The sequence below is a fragment of the Phreatobacter oligotrophus genome (assembly GCF_003046185.1).
GTDB classification, from domain to species: domain Bacteria; phylum Pseudomonadota; class Alphaproteobacteria; order Rhizobiales; family Phreatobacteraceae; genus Phreatobacter; species Phreatobacter oligotrophus.
Window position 1 is genome coordinate 137,231 of the sequence record NZ_PZZL01000003.1, and the last position, 17,669, is coordinate 154,899.

Below are 17,669 nucleotides of genomic sequence, written 5' to 3' on the forward strand. Positions count from 1 at the left end.
CGCCCTAGCGGCTTCCGCGCTTTCGGGCGGCATCGACGTAGCTGGAGAGCACAGCGCTGATGCGGCTCTGATAGCCTTTGCCGGTCGCCTTGAAGTGTCCGACCACGCGCTTCGGCAGCCGCAGGGTGATCTGGACCGTGCCCTCCGGCTCCACCACGTCGACGCCGTCCCAGAAGTCAGCGGGGATCGCCCCGGCATCCGGGTCACTGGCTGCCCGCCGTTCGACCTCGGCGTCATCGAGGCCTTTGGTCGCCGACGACAGCGGCGGAGCGGCCGGGAGGTCGACCAGACCGTCAAACCGGACGTCCGACCCGGTCTTGGTAGGTTTTGCTGTCACGACTGCTGGCCCTCCAGGCCGAGATGATGCGGATGTCGCCGCCGCGCTCGGTGAACACGACGCGAAGGACGATCCCGTCGAAAGCACCGAGGGCGAGCCAGCGCGGCTCGCCATAGTCACGGCGAACATCCGGTGCCTTGAGGATGGGTCCCCGGAAAATCTGGGCTGCCTGAAGAAACGAGACGCCGTGCTTGGCCTCGTTGGACCTGCTCTTGGCCTCGTCCCACTGAAAGCCCATGACGAACTGTAGCTACAAATGCAGCTTCCCTCAACGGCCAACGGTCTCGGCTTGGCAGCTTCACCGCGGTTTGTGTTGCGCTGCATCACCCGAAGGCCCTATGGCCTCGCGCGGGGCGTTTCGTTGACACCCCGAGGGGCCGCTTCTAGGGTGCGCGCCCGGTCGAAACGACCTCTTGGAACCGATTATCCGCGCGGAAAATCGTCCGTGCGGGGAGGGACACGATGAAGATTCTGGTGCCCGTGAAGCGGGTGGTGGACTACAACGTCAAGATCCGCGTGAAGCCCGACGGCTCCGGGGTCGAACTCGCCAACGTGAAGATGTCGATGAACCCCTTCGACGAGATCGCCGTCGAGGAGGCCATCCGTCTGAAGGAGAAGGGCGCCGCGACCGAGATCGTCGTCGTCTCCATCGGCCCGCAGGGCGCCGCCGAGACCATCCGCACCGCGCTCGCCATGGGCGCCGACCGCGGCATCCACGTGAAGACCGACGCCACCGTCGAGCCGCTCGCCGTCGCCAAGATCCTCAGGGGCGTGGTCGGTGAGGAGGCCCCGGGCCTCGTCATCCTCGGCAAGCAGGCGATCGACGACGACAGCAACCAGACCGGCCAGATGCTGGCCGCTCTCCTCGGCTGGCCGCAGGGCACCTTCGCCTCCAAGGTCGAGGTCGCCGGCGATGCCGTCGCCGTGACCCGCGAGGTCGATGGCGGCCTGCAGACGGTGAAGCTGAAGACGCCCGCCATCGTCACGACGGACCTGCGCCTCAACGAGCCGCGCTATGCCTCGCTGCCGAACATCATGAAGGCGAAGAAGAAGCCGATCGACGAGAAGGCGCCCGAGACCTACGGCGTCGACGTCGCACCGCGGCTGAAGGTGCTGAAGACCGCCGAGCCGGAGGGCCGCAAGGCCGGTGTCAAGGTGGCCTCGGTCGCCGAACTCGTCGCCAAGCTCAAGAACGAAGCCGGGGTGCTCTGATGGCCACGCTCCTTCTCGCCGAACACGACAACGCCTCGCTGAAGGACCCGACGCTGAAGGCGCTGACCGCCGCCGTCGCCCTCGGCGCGCCGGTCACCGTCCTCGTTGCCGGCACGGGCTGCGGCCCGGCCGCCGAGGCAGCCTCCAAGCTCGCCGGCGTCGCCAAGGTGCTGGTCGCCGACAATGCGGCCTATGCGAACCTGCTGGCCGAGCCGACCGCCGCCCTGATCGTCTCGATCGCCGGCGGCTATGACGCGATCGTCGCGCCCTCCACGGCCAACGGCAAGAACGTCATGCCGCGCGTCGCGGCCCTGCTCGACGTGATGCAGATCTCCGACATCACCAAGGTGCTCGCGCCCGACACGTTCGAGCGGCCGATCTATGCCGGCAACGCGCTGCAGACCGTGCAGTCGACCGACGCCAAGAAGGTCATCACCGTCCGCACCGCCTCCTTCCAGGCGGCGGGCACGGGCGGCTCGGCCCCGGTCGAGGCGGTTGCCGCCGTGGCCGATCCGGGCGTCTCGACCTTCGTCGGCGAGGAGATCGTCAAGTCCGACCGTCCCGAGCTCGGCGCGGCGAAGATCATCATCTCCGGCGGCCGCGCGCTCGGCTCCAAGGAGGCCTTCGCCAAGGTCATCGAGCCCGTCGCCGACAAGCTCGGCGCCGCCATGGGCGCCTCGCGCGCCGCGGTGGATGCCGGCTACGCGCCGAACGACTGGCAGGTCGGCCAGACCGGCAAGGTCGTCGCCCCCGAGCTCTACATCGCCGTGGGCATCTCGGGCGCCATCCAGCACCTCGCCGGCATGAAGGACTCCAAGGTCATCGTCGCCATCAACAAGGACGAGGAGGCGCCGATCTTCCAGGTCGCCGACTATGGCCTGGTGGGTGACCTCTTCACGCTGCTCCCCGAGCTCGAGAAAGAGCTCGGCAAGTAAGGCTGATCGCGGCGGGCGGGGAGCAATCCCCGCCCTTGCCGTCTGGCGATGCGCATGGGCGATCGCCGCCCGGCGGGCCGCCTCCCGGCAATCGGGATGGCGTCGGCGGCGAGACCGTCGTAGAGATGTCCGCCAGTTCGTTTAGATCGCACCGCCGCCCGGCTCAGAGCCCGGGCCGTGCACCGGGTGGAACCATGGACATTCGCAAGATCGGCGTGATCGGCGCCGGGCAGATGGGCAACGGCATCGCGCATGTGGCGGCTCTCGCCGGCATCGACGTGGCCCTGCACGACATCTCCGAAGACCGCATCAAGTCGGGCCTGGCCACCATCAACGGCAATATGAGCCGTCAACTGTCGAAGAACCTCATCAGCGAGGAGGAGCGGCAGAAGGCGCTGATGCGCATCGAGGCGGCGCCGCAGCTGGCCCATCTCGGCGATTGCGACCTTGTCATCGAGGCCGCCACCGAGAACGAGCAGGTCAAGGTCAAGATCTTCCAGTCGGTCTGCCCGGTGGTGAAGCCGGATGCGATCCTGGCGACCAACACCTCGTCGATCTCCATCACCCGCCTCGCCTCGACGACGGACCGGCCCGAGCGCTTCATCGGCATCCATTTCATGAATCCGGTGCCGGTCATGCAGCTCGTCGAGCTGATCCGCGGCATCGCGACCGAGGACGAGACCTTCGAGGCCGCCCGCACGCTCTGCACCAAGCTCGGCAAGACGGTGGCCGTGGCCGAGGACTTCCCGGCCTTCATCGTCAACCGCATCCTGCTGCCGATGATCAACGAGGCGATCTATACGCTCTATGAGGGCGTCGGCTCGGTCGAGGCCATCGACACCGCCATGCGGCTGGGCGCCAACCACCCGATGGGCCCGCTGCAGCTCGCCGACTTCATCGGCCTCGACACCTGCCTGTCGGTCATGCAGGTGCTCTACGAAGGCCTCGCCGACTCCAAGTATCGCCCCTGCCCGCTGCTGGTGAAATATGTCGAGGCCGGCTGGCTCGGCCGCAAATCGCAGCGCGGTTTCTACGACTATCGCGGCGAGCGCCCCGTTCCGACCCGTTGATGATCCCGGCCCGCTGACGGTCAGGCGCGGCGCAGCGCCTTGTCCGCATCGGCATCGGCCGCCACGACGCGGTCGCGGCCGGCCCGCTTTGCCGCGTAGAGCGCGGCGTCAGCCCGCTCCACCAGGACAGCCGGCGGATCCGACGGCGCGCTGGTGGCCGCACCGATGCTGACGGTCAGCGGCATGGTTCCCGGGACACCGACGGCGGCGCGGATGGCCTCCGCCAGCGCCACGGCCTCGTCGAGGCCGCTGCGGGCCATGAGCACCACGAATTCCTCACCGCCATAGCGCGCGACCACGTGCCCCTGCCGGCCGGCGGTGGTCTCCAGCACGCCGGCCACCAGGCGCAGCGCCTCGTCACCCGCCACGTGGCCGTGGGCGTCGTTGAAGCGCTTGAACCCGTCGACGTCGATCATGAGCAGCGACAGGGCCGATCCGTCGCGCCCGGCGGCGGCCGCCAGCGCCCCAAGCGCCTCCTCGAAGCGACGGCGATTGCCGATGCCGGTGAGCGGGTCACTGAGGGCGGACTGGGCGAGCCGCAGATTGGCCCGGGTCAGCTCCACGTTGGTGCGCTGCAACTCGTCGAGGAGACGCAGCGCATCGCGCTCGGCATGCATCTGCCGGAGCCTCACCTGCCCGAGCTGGAGGATGCAATAGGCCTGGAACCCGCCATAGAGCAGGCAGATCGGGACCAGGACCGTCAGCCCGTCCGCCACGAACACCGGCAGGTGGAAGGCGATGAGGATGAGGACCTGGGCGAGAGTCGGCCCCGGCGCCATGTAGGTCCGGAGCGTCACCGCCTGGATCAGCACGCAGCCGATGGCGAGGACGGCCAGCCGCATGTTGGCGTCGGCGGCATTGTAGAGCACCGCGCCGGTGCTCCCCCAGAGCATGGCGATGGCCACGCACATGGCAGCGAAGATGCGGAGCCACCGCCGCTCATCCCCGCCGCGTCCGTAACGCCGGTAGGCCTCGGCGGTCCCGATCCTGACCAGGAGGGCACAGGCGAGCAGGCCTGCGGCCATCAGGGCCGTCGGGGTCTGCCCCGACAGGCAGACCTGCACGATCACAATCGCCATGACGATGGAGGCGACCAGGAACGGGCGATGGTCGAAGAACTCGTCCATCAATTCCTGCTTCTGCCGCGCCTCGCAGACGTCGGCGCCGAGCAGCAGAGGAAAGCGGGACAGGAAGGGCGGCATCCAGGGACAGCGAATCGAAACAGCCTGATACAAAGATTACGCAAGGGCAGCGTGCGCTGCCACCGCCTTATGCGGGCGCATGGCCGCGTCTCAGCCTTTCCTTAACCCTCCGGGGTCATTCTGCCGACGGCTAGGAGAGCTCGATGTCGACCGACGCGATCGCCGGGACCATGGTGGCCATGCAGGCCGCCGAGACCCGCATGGGCCTTCAGGCCGTGATGGTGAAGCAGCAGAACCAGGCCGAGCAGGCCGTGGTCGACCTGCTCGCCTCCGCCGTCCAGGCTGCACCGGCTCCAGGCACCGGGCTGCTCGTCGACAAGACCGCCTGACCCTCAGCGAAACCGCAGGATGAAGGGCTCCACCACCGGAGCCCAGACGGGCACGCCGGCCGAACTCGGCAGCAGCGCGTGGCCATCCGATCCGAAGGCCGGCAGCATGCGGAACTCCAGCGGCGCGCCACCGGCCCGATAGGCGTCGGCCAGCCTGCGCACCAGCGCCGGGCCGAAGGTCTGGTCGTTCTCCGTGTAGATCCAGAGCGCCGGCGTGCGGGCACGCCGTCCAAGGGGCACGATGTCGCGGACCAGCTCCTCGAGCGCACAGGTCTCGCCTGTCTCGCCGGACCGGCCGCGGCGCCCGCCACCGAAATTGATCACCGCCGCGACCGCCGGATGGTTCTCGGCGGCAAGGCCCGTCACCGCCCAGCCCCCGGTCGACTGGCCGACCGCCACCACCCCCGTGGGACGGATGAAGGCAAGGCGCGTCAGCGCATCGATGGCCGTCGCAAGGTCGGCTGCATCGGCCCGCGCGACCCCGGCATGGTTCGGCCGCCGGCAGGCGAAGCGCTCCGCCCGCTCGCCGCCGGTCAGGCCGTAGCCCCGGCGGTGGACCACAGCGACCGCATAGCCGCGTTCGACGAACCACGACACCGCCTGCGGATAGACGCCATGGGAGGGCTCGCCGTTGCGCTGTGCCTCGGCGGAGGTGTGATGGGCCATGACCACGAGCGGGCGCGGCGTCTCGCCGGGCGGACGGAACAGGATGGCCGCCAGGACACGGCCCTCGTCGGAGACATGCGGGATGCGCCAGACCTGCTCGCGGTGGCGCGCGCCCTCGCCTCCCTCCGGCCGCGCCTCCTGCGCGATGGCCGGAGCAATGGCCAGCAGCCAGGCGAGGACGAGGAGAAGGCGCCGCCTCATCCGCGGACGAGATCACCGAGGAGGCTGGCCGCCACCGTCGCCTTCGACACGGTGAGGCCGGAGCCGGCAATGTCGGACACCGCCGTGCGGATGCGCTCGGCCCGGCCGCCATGGACCCCCATCCAGGCCTCCACCGCGGCGGTGCCCGAGGCGCCGCCCGCCACCATGTCGGCCGCGATCCGCCGCTCGGCATCGGCGATGGAATCGAGCGCCCGGTCGAGGGCGAGGCGGTCGAAATAGTCGGTGACGGTGATGGCCCGCGCCGCCGCCTTCATCTGGTCGAGGCGGAACAGGGCCGAGGCGGCGAAGGTGGTCGCCGCGACCTCCGCAACGCCGCGACCGGTCTGGTCGGCGACCGCCACGATGTCCGGGGCCGCCGCGAGCTGGTCGAGGCTCGCGAGAACGCCGGCTAGCGGATCGGGCACGCCGGCGGCGCGCAGCTCCTCGGTCCGGGCGTTGCGGACCGTCGCGGCATCGCCCGGCAAGGCGGTGTCGAGGCTCGCGGCCACAGCCTCGATGCCGGCGCGGTAATGCGCCACGACATCGGCAAGGCCATGGGTGAGGTCGACATTGCGGATGAACCAGATGACGCGATCGATCAACAGGTCCTGGATCGCCGCATAGAGCTCGAGTTGCAGGCTGCCGGGGATGCGGTTGTCGAGGCCGTCCAGCTCGGTGTTCAGCGCCGTCATGCCATAGGCATCGCGCACGGCCGCGAAGGCCGAGGCGATGGTGGCGACATCCGCGCCGGTCTGGTCGATGAGGCGGGTGACGAAAGCCGGCCCGCCGCGGTTGATCATCGAGTTGGAGAGGCCGGTGGCGATGATCTCGCGCCGGAGGCGATGGCTCTCGATCGCGTCGGGGAAGCGCTCCTGGACCGGCCGCGGGAAGTAGCGCACGAGTTCGCGGGCGAGATACGGGTCGTCCGGCACCGAGGAGGCGAGCAGGTCGTCGTAGAGGTCGAGCTTCGCATAGGCGAGCAGCACGGCCAGTTCCGGCCGTGTCAGCGGCTCGCCGCGGCGGCGGCGCTCGGCGAGCTCCATCTCGTCGGGCAGGTACTCGACGGCCCGGTCAAGCTTGCCCTGAGCCTCCAGCGTCTGCATCAGCCGCTGCTGGAAGCCGAGATCGTCGAGCCCGCGGCGCTGGGCGAGCGAGAGCGCCAGCGTCTGCAGGTAGTTGTTGCGCAGCACGAGGCGGCCGACATCATCGGTCATCTCGGCGAGCAGGGTGTTGCGCGCCTCCTGCGACAGGCGGCCGTCGCGCTCGGGCGTCGTCAGCGCGATCTTGATGTTCACCTCGACGTCCGAGGTGTTGACGCCGGCCGAGTTGTCGATGGCGTCGGTGTTGAGGCGAACGCCGCGGCGACCCGCCTCGATGCGGCCCTTCTGGGTCATGCCGAGATTGGCGCCCTCGCCTACCACCTTGGCCCGGATGTCCGCGCCAGTGATGCGGATCGGATCGTTGGCGCGGTCGCCGGCCTGTTCATCCGTCTCCGAGGAGGCGCGGACATAGGTGCCGATGCCGCCGAACCACAGGAGGTCGACCGGCGCCTTCAGGATGGCGTTCATCACCTCCTGCGGCGTTGCCTCGCCCTTGTGGAGGTCGATGGCGGCCTGCACTTCCGGCGAGAGCCTGATGGACTTGGCCGAGCGCGGGAAGACGCCGCCGCCGGCGGAGATCAGGCTCTTGTCGTAGTCCGCCCAGGACGAGCGCGGCAGGTCGAAGAGACGCTGGCGCTCGGCAAAGGCGGCCGCGGGATCCGGCGAGGGATCGAGGAAGATGTCGCGATGGTCGAAGGCGGCGACCAGCTTGATGGTCTTCTCCAGCAGCATGCCATTGCCGAAGACGTCGCCGGACATGTCGCCGACACCGACAACGGTGAAGGGCGTCGTGCCGATATCGGTGCCCATCTCGCGGAAGTGGCGCTTCACCGCCTCCCAGGCACCGCGGGCGGTGATGCCCATCTTCTTGTGGTCGTAGCCCTGGCTGCCGCCGGAGGCGAAGGCATCGCCCAGCCAGTGGCCCTTCTCGATGGAGAGCGCATTGGCGGTGTCGGAGAAGGTCGCCGTGCCCTTGTCGGCGGCGACGACGAGATAGGGATCATCGCCGTCATGGCGCACCGTATCCGCCGGCGGCACGATGGCGGCGCCGTCGATGTTGTCGGTGAGCTGCAGCAGCGAGCGGACGAAGATCCGGTAGGCCTCCGTGCCCTCCGCGAGCCAGGCATCGCGCTGGGAGGGCGGCGGCAGCTTCTTCGGCACGAAGCCGCCCTTGGCGCCCACCGGCACGATGACGGCGTTCTTCACCTGCTGCGCCTTGACGAGGCCGAGCACCTCGGTGCGGAAATCCTGCGGCCGGTCGGACCAGCGCAGGCCACCGCGGGCGACCTTGCCGAAGCGCATGTGCACGCCCTCGACGCGGGGCGAATAGACGAAGATCTCGTAGAGCGGCCGCGGCGCCGGCAGGTTGTCGATCTTCTTCGACTCGAACTTCACCGCGATGGTCGGGCGCACCTGCCCGTCCGCACCGAGCTGGTAGAAATTGGTGCGCACCGCCGCCTGGATGAGGTTGATGAAGGCCCTGAGGATACGGTCCTCATCGAGCGAGCTGACTTGGGCGAGGCTCTCCTCGAAACGGCCGAGGAGGTCGGTCAGCTTGGCGTCGCGCTCGGCGGCGCTGAGGCCAAGGCGCGGGTCGAAGCGCAGGTGGAACATCAGCACCACGCCCTTGGCGATGGTCGCGTGCTTGCGCAGCGTCGCCCAGAGATAGTCCTGGCTGAAGGGCGCGCGGATCTGCCGGAGCACGCGGGCGAGCGTGCGGATGACCGCCACATCGCGCCAGGCAAGGCCCGCCTCCAGCGTCAGGGCGTTGAAGCCGTCGCTTTCGGCATCGCCCCGCATCACCGCCATCAGTGCGGCCTCGAGCTTCTCGTCGAGCGCCTCCAGGTCGATGGCCTGGCCGCCGGGGCGCGCCAGCGCCATGTCGTGCAGCCAGACCGGCGCCGCGCCGGCGCCACCGGCGGCGATCTCGTAGGTGCGCTCGTCCACCACCGCGAAGCCCATGGCCTCGAGGATCGGCACGCGCTCCGACAGGGGGATCGGGCGGCCGCGCGAGAAGACCTTGAGGCCGGCCTCGGTGCGCTCGCCACCCTCCGGGCGGTAGAAGTCGATGGCGAGGGCGCGCTGGTCCGACAGGCTTTCGAGGATGCGGATGTCGCCGATGGCGGCTTCCGGCGTGACCGCCTCGCGATAGGCGGCGGAGAAAGCCTCGCGGTAGCGGGCGATGAGATCGCCGGCCTTGGCCGGGCCATGGATGAGGGCGATGGCCTCGCCCAGCCCGTCGCTCCAGGTCCGCACGATGCGCGAGACCGCCGTCTCCAGCGCCACGCGGTCGACGCGCGGCGTCTCGCCCTCGTTGCGGCCGATGATGAAGTGGACGCGGGTCAGCGGACCATCGGGGAAGAAGGGATAGAAGGCGGAGACCCGGCCGTCATAGACCTGGGCCAGATGGTTGCCGATGGCGAGGCGTACGGTCGTGTCGAAGCGGTCGCGCGGCACATAGACCATGACCGAGACGAAGCGGTGGAAGCGATCCTCGCGCGGCAGCACGCGTACCCGCGGCCGGTCTTCGAGCTGCATCACCGCCATGGCGTGGTGGAACAGCGTCTCGTCGTCGATCTGGAACAGCTCGTCGCGCGGATAGCTCTCCAGCACGTTGACCAGCGCCTTGCCGGAATGGCCGTCGGGATCGAAGCCGGCGCGGGTCAGCACCCGGTCCACCTTGCGGCGCAGATAGGGGATGGTCTTGGTCGAGCGGGTATAGGCGGTGGAGGTGAAGAGGCCGACGATGCGCGCCTCGCCCACCAGCTGCCCCTGCCGGTCGAAGCGCTTCACGCCGACATAGTCCATGTGGATCCGGCGGTGGACGCGGGACTTCACATTGGCCTTGGTGATGATGAGCGGGACCGGCTGCATCAGGAACTCGCGCAGCTCCGGCGTCATCACCACCAGCTCGGTGCCGCGCTTGAGGATCCGCACCGTGTCGTCGCGCAGGATGCCGAGGCCGGAGACGAAATCAGGCTCGAGCTGCCCGTCGGCGACGCCGCCGACGAAGCTGTAGTCGCGCACGCCCAGCAGGGTGAAGTTGTTGGCGACCAGCCATTCGAGGAACTGGATGCCCTCCGCCATCTCCGTGACCGGCAGGACCGGGTTTTCCTTGAGGTCCTCGATGATGGCGCGGACGCGCTGCTGCATCGGCTTCCAGTCGGCCACGCAGATCCGCACGTCGGCGAGAGTCGCCTGCAATTCGGTTTCCAGCGCGGTCCGCCGCGCCTCGTCGCCGATCCGGTCGACATGAATGTGGATGAGGCTCTCGCGGGCCGCATGGTCCTCGCCCGGCTCGAGGCCGCGATAGGCTGACAGCGCGCCGTCGGGCTCGCGGTCGACGGTGAGGATGGGATGGGCGACGAGGCGGACCTGGAAGCCCTGTTCCGCCAGAACGCCTAGGACGGAATCGACGAGGAACGGCATGTTCTCGTTGGCCACCTCGACCACCGTGACGGCGGCAAGGCGCGAGGCGGCCGAGGTCGGCTCGGGATCGGCGATGCGGATGGTCGAGCCGCCCGGGGTGCGGCGGGAGAAATGCGAGAAGCTCTCGGCGGCGAGGCTGGCAATGTCGCGGGACTCGTAGGCGACGAGGTCCTCGGCATCGCTGCGGCCAAACAGGTCGGCCGCGTAATCGGGTGGAACGCCTGGCGCCGTGCCCCGCAGGATGATGCCCGCCTGCTCGATGATGGCCGCGGCCCCCCGCGCATCCTCGGCCCGATTGGTCATGCTCGTCTCCCAGAGGGCGGATTCGTGATTTTTGTTCCCGCGAAGGCAGGATGATCACGCCCGGACTCGGCCGTAAAGCCCATTTCGTCGGTTCCGGACGCCATGCTAGGTCCTCAAGACGCGGTGATGACGAAGCTTTGGCGGGACCATGGCACCGCCATTTTCGGGAGATGGGCGATGGCTGCGAAGGGCTCGGCGAAGACTAGCAAGGGCAAGCCGGTCACCAAGGCAGGGATCGGCAAGGCCGCGGCCGGCAAGGCCACCCCGGCCAGGACCGCGCCCGCCAAGGTGGCAAAGCCCGAGCCGATCAAGAGCGCCGAGAAGCCGCGCCCGGCACCGAAGGCGGAGCCCATCATCGCGCTGGACCTCGCGCCGGCCCCCCTCGACGCCGAGACCGAGGCCTATTTCCGCAAATGCGTCGAGAAGATCGGCTTCGTGCCCAACGTGCTGCTCGCCTACACGCACGATCTCGCCAAGCTCAAGGCCTTCTCGGCCATGTACAACGACCTCATGCTGGCCCCCTCGGGGCTCAGCAAGCTGGAGCGCGAGATGATTGCGGTCGCCGTGTCGTCGGTGAACCGCTGCTTCTACTGCCTCACCGCCCATGGCGCCGCGGTGCGCCAGCTCTCCGGCGACCCGGAACTCGGCGAGCTCATGGTGATGAACTACCGGGCGGCGAAGCTCGATGCCCGCCAGCGCGCCATGCTCGACTTCGCCGTCAAGCTGACGGAAGCGCCCTGGACCATCGACGAGCCCGACCGCGAGGCCCTGCGCAAGGCCGGGTTCTCGGAGAAGGACATCTGGGACATCGCCGCGACGGCCTCCTTCTACAACATGTCCAACCGCATGGCTTCGGCGACGGACATGCGGCCCAATCCGGAGTATCACGGCACGGCGCGCTGATTTGGCGCGGCGGGGGGACTGGCGGAGCGCGTCCGGCCCCCTAGATGACGGGGATGACCCTGTCGTGTCGCCACGGAGCACTGCCATGGCCACCAACGTGACCTACCGGGGCCCGGCAGACCTGCCGGACGTGATCCCCGTCTTCCCGCTCCCGGGCGCCCTGCTGCTGCCGCGCGGGCAGCTCCCGCTCAACATTTTCGAGCCGCGCTACCTCGCCATGATCGACGATGCCTTCCTGTCGGGGCGTCGCCTGATCGGCATGGTGCAGCCCGTGCCCGCGGACGAGAACGCCAAGCGCCCGTCGCTGGCGGGCGTCGGCTGCGTCGGCCGCATCACCCAGCTCGCCGAGACCGGCGATGGCCGCTACATGCTGAGCCTGTCGGGGATCGCCCGCTTCCGCGTCGTGGAGGAACTCCCCGCCACCACCGCCTATCGCCAGTGCCGGGTCGATTTCGAGCCCTTCGCCGGTGATTTCGAGGCGCGGGCCGGCGAGGGCGAGGTCGACCGCGACGGCCTCCTCAAGACCCTCAAGGAGTTCCTCGACGTCAACAGCCTCGAGGCCGACTGGGAGGGGATCCGCACCGCCCCGACCGAGACGCTGGTCAATGCGCTCTGCATGATGTCCCCCTGGGGCATCAAGGAGAAGCAGGCGCTGCTGGAGGCCCCCGACCTCAAGACCCGCGCCGCCCTGTTGGTCGCCGTCACCGAGATGGCGCTCGCCAAGGACAAGCCCGCGAGCGAGACGCAGAGCCTCAACTGAACCGGGCGCGTCTGGCGCGGCGATCATGGCCGCGCTAGAGAGAGGCCGCCCGCGACGAGGATTGCTTCATGACCGAGCCGACGCCCGAGACCAAGACCGCCGTGCCGCAGACCCGGCCTGGCACGGTTGATCCGCGCCTGCTCGAAGTCCTGGTCTGCCCCGTCACCAAGGGCCCCCTGGAATATGACGCTGCGGCGAACGAGCTGGTCTCGCGCGCCGCCCGCCTCGTCTATCCGATCCGCGAGGGCATTCCGATCATGCTGCCGGAAGAGGCCCGGCCGCTGGAGGACTGACGCGTCAGACCAGGGCGGTGGCGTCGGGGTGACGATCCACCAGCGCCTTGCGCAGCTTCTCGATGGCGCGGCTCTCGATCTGCCGCACCCGCTCCTTGGAAATGCCGAGCCGGGCGCCGAGCGACTCCAGCGTCGCCTGGTCCTCGTCCAGCCGCCGCGCCCGGATGATGTCGAGTTCGCGCTGCGAGAGCACGTGCAGCACGTCGCGCAGCCAACGCACGCGGCGGTCGCTGTCGATGGCCTCGCCCACCACCTCGTCCGGCGGGGGCGCCGCATCGGGCAAGTGATCGAGCCGCTCGCTGCTGTTCTGGCCATCACCCTCGAAGCTCGGGGCGTTGAGCGACATGTCGTTGGCGGAGAGCCGGGCGTCCATGACGGCGACGTCAGCGACCGAGACACCGACCGCCTGGGCGATGTGCTGGTGGATGGCGGCCGAGCCGACGCCCGAGCCCATGGTCTGGGACAGCTGGGCCCTGAGGCGCCGCAGGTTGAAGAACAGCGCCTTCTGGGCCGACGAGGTGCCGCCGCGCACGATCGACCAGTTGCGCAGGATGTAGTCCTGGATCGAGGCGCGGATCCACCAGGTCGCATAGGTGGAGAAGCGGACCTCGCGGGAGGGCTCGAAGCGGGCCGCAGCCTCCAGCAGGCCGACATGGCCTTCCTGGATCAGGTCCTGCATCGGCAGGCCGTAATTGCGGAACCGGGCGGCGATGGCGATGACCAGCCGCATGTGCGACTGGGCGAGCCGGTGCAGCGCCGCTTCGTCGGCGCCGTCTTTCCAGCGCACGGCGAGGTCATGTTCTTCCTCGCGCGCGAGGAAAGGGGCGTTCATCGCCGCCTTGGCGAGGATGCGACCGATGCCGGGTGCCTGAGCCATGATGTGTCCCCTGGGCGCGGATGCGCAGGCGGTCTTTGCTCTCGTCGTGGTTTACGCAGGTGCTTCCCCTGCGGATCAACGGCTCCACAGCTGTTGTGACCCAAAGTTGCTGCCCGGCTGTGCCGGAGCCTGAAACGACAAGAGCCCGGCACGGGCCGGGCTCTTGCGATGGTTCTGGTGATGTCGGCGGCGGGATCAGGCCGCCTCGACCTCGGGCTCGTCGCTCTCGTCGGCGTCGTCCGCCTCGGTCTCGGCCTTGGCCGGGCCGCGGCGCGGACCCTTGGCGAGCTGCGCCTCGATCATCTTCACGGCCTCGGCCTCACCGACGCGCTCGACGGCCGCGAGTTCGCGGGCCATGCGGTCGAGGGCCTGCTCGTAGAGCTGGCGCTCGGAGTAGGACTGCTCGGGCTGGGCATCCGACCGGAACAGGTCACGGACGACCTCGGAAATGGCGATCAGGTCGCCGGAATTGATCTTCGCTTCGTATTCCTGGGCGCGGCGCGACCACATGGTGCGCTTGACGCGGGCGCGGCCCTTGAGGACGTCCATGGCCTTGGCCATGACATCGGGCTCGGCCAGCTTGCGCATTCCGACCTGGGCGATCTTGGCGGTGGGCACCCGGAGCGTCATCTTGTCCTTTTCGAAGGTGATGACGAACAGCTCGAGCTTGAAGCCGGCAATGTCCTGCTCCTCGATGGAGACGATCTGCCCGACGCCGTGGGACGGATAGACGATGTATTCGTTCGTCTTGAAGCCCTGACGGGTCTGCGCGTTCTTCTTCACGGTCATACTGCGCCTTACTCCTCGTCGGCCGTGGCCGGCCGCTGGTGATGCCCGCGATGGAAACAAGGTTCCTGCGGGTCCACGGCCGCACCGCGGCGCCGTGGCGTTTCGCGCGAAAGGGACTGAGCCGGATCGCCCGACAGGTCCCTGACGTCAGGCGATGAGCGAAAACGATCTTCCGCGGCGCGATTGGCGGCCTGTGCAGGGCTCCATCGCGACGATTTGTCGGATTTTTCCGAAAAATAACGCTCCGCACGAGGGGAGCGCACCGGTGGGACCGCTTTTCTGATCGACTGTGGCCCTACCGTACCACAATTTTCGCCGAATTCAAAGGCTTGGCGACAAGACTGTGCTGCGCCCCGCCCCGGCGAGGTCCGCAATCGCCGGGTTTGGTTACCGCCGCAGGCTCAGTCGCCGGAGCCCGGCTCGGGCGACAGGAGGCTCTCCTTGCCGGGCTTGCCGTCCCATTCCTTGGCATCGGCCAGGGCGTCGCGCTTCTGCGTGATGTTCGGCCATTTCACGGCGAAATCGGCGTTGATCGCCAGCCACTTCTCCAGCCCCGGCTCGGTGTCCGGCTTGATCGCCTCGGCCGGGCATTCCGGCTCGCAGACGCCGCAGTCGATGCATTCGTCCGGGTGGATCACGAGAAAGTTCTCACCCTCATAGAAGCAGTCGACCGGACAGACCTCCACACAGTCCGTGTACTTGCACTTGATGCAGTTCTCGGTGACCACGTAGGTCATGCGGGATCTCCGGCATGCGGGGGGCGACCAAGCCGATTACCAGATCAACTCGTTCGTACGCAAGCGACCGGACCGCCGCCGCGCGCCTGCGACAGGGCGGACCCTTGTTTGCGTCCCTGTCCCATCCAATCTAGGGGCCGAACCCGCAGGAGGGGTGTCGATGAACTACATGAAGACCGCCATCCTCCTCGCCGCCATGACCGCGCTCTTCATGGGCGTCGGCTTCCTCATCGGCGGCCAGGCCGGCATGCTGATCGCGCTGGCGGTGGCCTGCGCCATGAATTTCTGGAGCTACTGGGGCTCCGATCGCGCCGTGCTCAACATGTATGGCGCGCAGGAGGTCGACCAGCACAGCGCCCCGGACCTCTGGCAGATGACCTGGGAGATGACCCAGCGCGCCGGCATGCCCATGCCGCGGCTGTTCATCATCCACGAGGACCAGCCCAACGCCTTCGCCACCGGCCGCAATCCCGAGAATGCCGCGGTCGCCGTGAACACGGGCCTCCTCAACATGCTCACGCGCGAGGAGGTGGCGGGCGTCGTCGCCCACGAGCTCGCCCATATCCGCAACCGCGACACGCTGACCATGACCATCACCGCGACGCTCGCCGGTGCGGTCTCCATGCTCGCCAATTTCGCGGCCTTCTCGGGCAGCAGCAACGACAACCGCAACGGCTTCGGCATCATCGGCACCATCGCCATGATGATCCTCGCACCGCTGGCCGCCTCCATCGTGCAGATGGCGATCTCCCGCTCGCGCGAATATGAGGCGGACAAGCTTGGCGCCGAGATCTGCGGCAACCCGATGTGGCTCGCCTCGGCGCTCGCCAAGATCGCCGGCGGCCACGCCATGACGGTGAACAACACCGCGGAGCACAATCCGCAGACCGCGCACATGTTCATCATCAACCCGCTGTCCGGCGAGCGGATGGACAATCTGTTCTCCACCCATCCGGACACCGGCAACCGCATCTCCGCGCTGCAGCAGCTCGCCCAGGCCTGGGGCGTCGGCTACCTGCCGCCGCAAGCCGCCGCCTGGGGCTCGCGCCAGGCCCGCGGCCCCTGGGGCTGAGGCCAGAGGAGCTAGAACGCTTGCCGCGGATGGGCATCCGCGCCTAAACGGGCGGCATGAGCAAGTTCCAAGGCGGCAAGCGCCCGTTCTTCCCGGCCCGCAAGCCCAAGGCCCCGCCGCCGCCCCCGCCCGGCCTGCCCGCACGGCGGCGCGCTTGCGACCTCGTCGAGGCGGTGCTGCTGCGCCGCCGCCCGCTCGACGAGGCGCTGGAGGAGCCGACGGATCTCTCGCCCCTCGACCGCGCGCTCGCCCGCAAGATCGCCGCGACGACTCTGCGCCGCCTCGGCTCCATCGATCGCCTGCTTGCAGAGCGCCTCGCGAAGGGCCTGCCCGAGGGCCTTCCGCGGCTAGAGACCGTGCTGCGCACCGCGGCCTGCCAGATCCTCTTCCTCGACGTGCCCGACTATGCCGCCGTCGACACGGCGGTGCGCATGGTCGAGGCCAACAAGAAGACGCAGGGCTTCGCCGGGCTCACCAATGCCGTGCTGCGTGGCCTTGCCCGCGACCGCGAGGCCGACCTCGCCAGCCTCGACCCGCTGGACGATCTCGCGCCCTGGCTGCGCGAGCGGTGGATCGCGGCCTATGGCGAGGCGACGACCCGCGCCATGGCCGCAGCCGTCATCCACGAGCCACCGCTGGACCTGACCGTCAAGGCGGACCCGGCCGGCTGGGCGCAGCGCCTCGGCGGCTCCCTGCTGCCGACAGGGTCCGTGCGCCTGCTGCCTGACGGCGCGGTGCCCGACCTCGGCGGCTTCGAGGACGGCGCCTGGTGGGTGCAGGACGCCGCCGCCGCCCTGCCCGCACGGCTGCTCGGCGACGTCACCGGCCTCGCCGTCGCCGACCTCTGCGCCGCCCCGGGCGGCAAGACCGCCCAGCTCGCCAGCGCCGGCGCCCGCGTCACCGCCGTCGACCGCAATGCGCGCCGCCTCGAACGTCTCGCCGAGAACATGGCGCGGCTGAAGCTCGACGTGACCATCCGCGCCGTCGACGCGCTGCAGCTCGACGGCACCTATGACGCCATCCTGCTCGATGCGCCCTGCACCGCCACCGGCACGCTGCGCGGCCATCCCGACGTCATGCACCTGAAGTCGGCCGCCGATGTGGACGGGCTCGCGCGCCTCCAGGCGCGGCTGCTCGACCGCCTCGCCGACCTGCTGAAACCGGGTGGCCGCGCGGTCTACTGCACCTGTTCGCTGGAGCCGGACGAGGGCGAGGCGCAGATTGCCGCACTGCTCGCACGGGAACAGCGCCTGGTGGTCGACCCCATCACCCCCGACGAGTTTCCCGGCATTGCCGATTTCGTCACGCCGGCAGGCCATTTGCGGACCTTGCCCAGCCATTGGCCGCATGATGAACCGCGCATGGCCGGTCTCGACGGCTTCTTTGCGGCCCGCCTGAAACGCATCGCCTGACCCCATCCCCGACTTGACGGCGCCGCGACAACACGGCGTTAT

The 17,669-nt window shown here is 69.0% G+C and carries 17 protein-coding genes; 9 read left to right on the forward strand and 8 right to left on the reverse strand.

The window, feature by feature from the left end; genetic code table 11:
• Nucleotides 1-4: 4 nt before the first annotated feature.
• Nucleotides 5-337 carry a BrnA antitoxin family protein gene (locus C8P69_RS07840; protein ID WP_245901928.1) on the reverse strand — a complete coding sequence of 111 codons (333 nt, stop codon included), beginning with the start codon at nt 335-337 and terminating at the stop codon, nt 5-7.
• Nucleotides 294-575, reverse strand: a complete 282-nt coding sequence (locus tag C8P69_RS07845; protein ID WP_245901929.1) for a BrnT family toxin — start codon at nt 573-575, stop codon at nt 294-296. Before C8P69_RS07845 ends, C8P69_RS07840 begins: the two co-directional genes overlap by 44 nt.
• Nucleotides 576-799: 224 nt before the next feature.
• Between C8P69_RS07845 and C8P69_RS07850 the strand changes: the two genes are divergently transcribed.
• The 3 genes from C8P69_RS07850 (at nt 800) to C8P69_RS07860 (ending at nt 3,554) form a co-directional block, all read left to right on the forward strand.
• Nucleotides 800-1,549 carry an electron transfer flavoprotein subunit beta/FixA family protein gene (locus tag C8P69_RS07850; protein WP_108175824.1) on the forward strand — a complete coding sequence of 250 codons (750 nt, stop codon included), beginning with the start codon at nt 800-802 and terminating at the stop codon, nt 1,547-1,549.
• Nucleotides 1,549-2,484, forward strand: coding sequence for an electron transfer flavoprotein subunit alpha/FixB family protein (locus C8P69_RS07855; protein WP_108175826.1), 936 nt, complete (start codon nt 1,549-1,551; stop codon nt 2,482-2,484). The genes C8P69_RS07850 and C8P69_RS07855 overlap by 1 nt, the downstream gene beginning before the upstream one ends.
• Before the next feature lie 194 nt (nt 2,485-2,678).
• Entirely contained in the window at nt 2,679-3,554 is an 876-nt protein-coding gene (locus C8P69_RS07860; protein WP_108175828.1) for a 3-hydroxybutyryl-CoA dehydrogenase, read from the forward strand.
• A 20-nt stretch (nt 3,555-3,574) separates the two neighbouring features.
• Here C8P69_RS07860 and C8P69_RS07865 read toward each other — a convergent pair whose 3' ends face one another.
• Complete coding sequence (locus tag C8P69_RS07865) at nt 3,575-4,756, reverse strand: GGDEF domain-containing protein (protein ID WP_108175830.1); 1,182 nt, start codon at nt 4,754-4,756, stop codon at nt 3,575-3,577.
• A 143-nt stretch (nt 4,757-4,899) separates the two neighbouring features.
• Between C8P69_RS07865 and C8P69_RS07870 the strand changes: the two genes are divergently transcribed.
• Nucleotides 4,900-5,085 (forward strand): hypothetical protein, encoded by a 186-nt coding sequence (locus C8P69_RS07870; RefSeq protein ID WP_108175832.1) that lies wholly within the window; start codon nt 4,900-4,902, stop codon nt 5,083-5,085.
• Nucleotides 5,086-5,088: 3 nt separating this feature from the next.
• On the opposite strand, the gene C8P69_RS07875 is transcribed toward C8P69_RS07870, so the two are convergent.
• Both C8P69_RS07875 and C8P69_RS07880 read right to left on the reverse strand, forming a co-directional pair.
• Nucleotides 5,089-5,952: an alpha/beta hydrolase family protein gene (locus C8P69_RS07875; RefSeq protein WP_108175833.1), complete on the reverse strand. Its 864-nt coding sequence runs from the start codon at nt 5,950-5,952 to the stop codon at nt 5,089-5,091.
• Nucleotides 5,949-10,784, reverse strand: a complete 4,836-nt coding sequence (locus tag C8P69_RS07880) for an NAD-glutamate dehydrogenase (protein WP_108175835.1) — start codon at nt 10,782-10,784, stop codon at nt 5,949-5,951. The genes C8P69_RS07875 and C8P69_RS07880 overlap by 4 nt, the downstream gene beginning before the upstream one ends.
• 288 nt (nt 10,785-11,072) lie before the next feature.
• On the opposite strand from C8P69_RS07880, the gene C8P69_RS07885 reads away from it, so the two are divergent.
• From C8P69_RS07885 to C8P69_RS07895, 3 genes are all read left to right on the forward strand, one after another.
• The gene (locus tag C8P69_RS07885; protein WP_425440753.1) at nt 11,073-11,687 is read left to right on the forward strand and encodes a peroxidase-related enzyme; all 615 of its coding nucleotides are present in this window, start codon (nt 11,073-11,075) and stop codon (nt 11,685-11,687) included.
• A gap of 85 nt (nt 11,688-11,772) precedes the next feature.
• Nucleotides 11,773-12,447, forward strand: coding sequence for an LON peptidase substrate-binding domain-containing protein (locus C8P69_RS07890; RefSeq protein WP_108175839.1), 675 nt, complete (start codon nt 11,773-11,775; stop codon nt 12,445-12,447).
• A 68-nt stretch (nt 12,448-12,515) separates the two neighbouring features.
• Nucleotides 12,516-12,740, forward strand: a complete 225-nt coding sequence (locus C8P69_RS07895) for a Trm112 family protein (RefSeq protein WP_108175841.1) — start codon at nt 12,516-12,518, stop codon at nt 12,738-12,740.
• A 4-nt stretch (nt 12,741-12,744) separates the two neighbouring features.
• Here the strand turns inward: C8P69_RS07895 and C8P69_RS07900 are convergent, their stop codons facing one another.
• The 3 genes from C8P69_RS07900 to fdxA all read right to left on the reverse strand — a co-directional run bounded on the left by C8P69_RS07900 (nt 12,745) and on the right by fdxA (nt 15,143).
• The gene (locus C8P69_RS07900; RefSeq protein WP_108175843.1) at nt 12,745-13,617 is read right to left on the reverse strand and encodes an RNA polymerase factor sigma-32; all 873 of its coding nucleotides are present in this window, start codon (nt 13,615-13,617) and stop codon (nt 12,745-12,747) included.
• Nucleotides 13,618-13,812: 195 nt separating this feature from the next.
• On the reverse strand, nt 13,813-14,406 hold the full coding sequence (locus C8P69_RS07905) for a CarD family transcriptional regulator (protein WP_108175845.1): 594 nt from the start codon (nt 14,404-14,406) through the stop codon (nt 13,813-13,815).
• A gap of 401 nt (nt 14,407-14,807) precedes the next feature.
• Nucleotides 14,808-15,143 (reverse strand): ferredoxin FdxA, encoded by a 336-nt coding sequence (gene fdxA / locus C8P69_RS07910; protein WP_108175847.1) that lies wholly within the window; start codon nt 15,141-15,143, stop codon nt 14,808-14,810.
• A 160-nt stretch (nt 15,144-15,303) separates the two neighbouring features.
• Here fdxA and htpX point away from each other — a divergent pair, with 160 nt between their 5' ends.
• A complete protein-coding gene (gene htpX / locus C8P69_RS07915) occupies nt 15,304-16,215 on the forward strand; it encodes a zinc metalloprotease HtpX (protein WP_108175849.1) in 912 nt (303 codons plus the stop codon).
• Nucleotides 16,216-16,271: 56 nt separating this feature from the next.
• Nucleotides 16,272-17,627: an RsmB/NOP family class I SAM-dependent RNA methyltransferase gene (locus C8P69_RS07920; RefSeq protein ID WP_108175851.1), complete on the forward strand. Its 1,356-nt coding sequence runs from the start codon at nt 16,272-16,274 to the stop codon at nt 17,625-17,627.
• The last annotated feature ends 42 nt before the right edge of the window (nt 17,628-17,669 follow it).

Bases quoted from the DNA above. Each gene is read 5' to 3' on its own strand.
- C8P69_RS07845 (WP_245901929.1), bottom strand. From the start codon at position 575: ATGGGCTTTCAGTGGGACGAGGCCAAGAGCAGGTCCAACGAGGCCAAG.
- C8P69_RS07850 (WP_108175824.1), top strand. From the start codon at position 800: ATGAAGATTCTGGTGCCCGTGAAGCGGGTGGTGGACTACAACGTCAAG.
- C8P69_RS07855 (WP_108175826.1), top strand. From the start codon at position 1,549: ATGGCCACGCTCCTTCTCGCCGAACACGACAACGCCTCGCTGAAGGAC.
- C8P69_RS07860 (WP_108175828.1), top strand. From the start codon at position 2,679: ATGGACATTCGCAAGATCGGCGTGATCGGCGCCGGGCAGATGGGCAAC.
- C8P69_RS07865 (WP_108175830.1), bottom strand. From the start codon at position 4,756: ATGCCGCCCTTCCTGTCCCGCTTTCCTCTGCTGCTCGGCGCCGACGTC.
- C8P69_RS07870 (WP_108175832.1), top strand. From the start codon at position 4,900: ATGTCGACCGACGCGATCGCCGGGACCATGGTGGCCATGCAGGCCGCC.
- C8P69_RS07875 (WP_108175833.1), bottom strand. From the start codon at position 5,952: ATGAGGCGGCGCCTTCTCCTCGTCCTCGCCTGGCTGCTGGCCATTGCT.
- C8P69_RS07880 (WP_108175835.1), bottom strand. From the start codon at position 10,784: ATGACCAATCGGGCCGAGGATGCGCGGGGGGCCGCGGCCATCATCGAG.
- C8P69_RS07890 (WP_108175839.1), top strand. From the start codon at position 11,773: ATGGCCACCAACGTGACCTACCGGGGCCCGGCAGACCTGCCGGACGTG.
- C8P69_RS07895 (WP_108175841.1), top strand. From the start codon at position 12,516: ATGACCGAGCCGACGCCCGAGACCAAGACCGCCGTGCCGCAGACCCGG.
- C8P69_RS07900 (WP_108175843.1), bottom strand. From the start codon at position 13,617: ATGGCTCAGGCACCCGGCATCGGTCGCATCCTCGCCAAGGCGGCGATG.
- C8P69_RS07905 (WP_108175845.1), bottom strand. From the start codon at position 14,406: ATGACCGTGAAGAAGAACGCGCAGACCCGTCAGGGCTTCAAGACGAAC.
- fdxA (WP_108175847.1), bottom strand. From the start codon at position 15,143: ATGACCTACGTGGTCACCGAGAACTGCATCAAGTGCAAGTACACGGAC.
- htpX (WP_108175849.1), top strand. From the start codon at position 15,304: ATGAACTACATGAAGACCGCCATCCTCCTCGCCGCCATGACCGCGCTC.
- C8P69_RS07920 (WP_108175851.1), top strand. From the start codon at position 16,272: ATGAGCAAGTTCCAAGGCGGCAAGCGCCCGTTCTTCCCGGCCCGCAAG.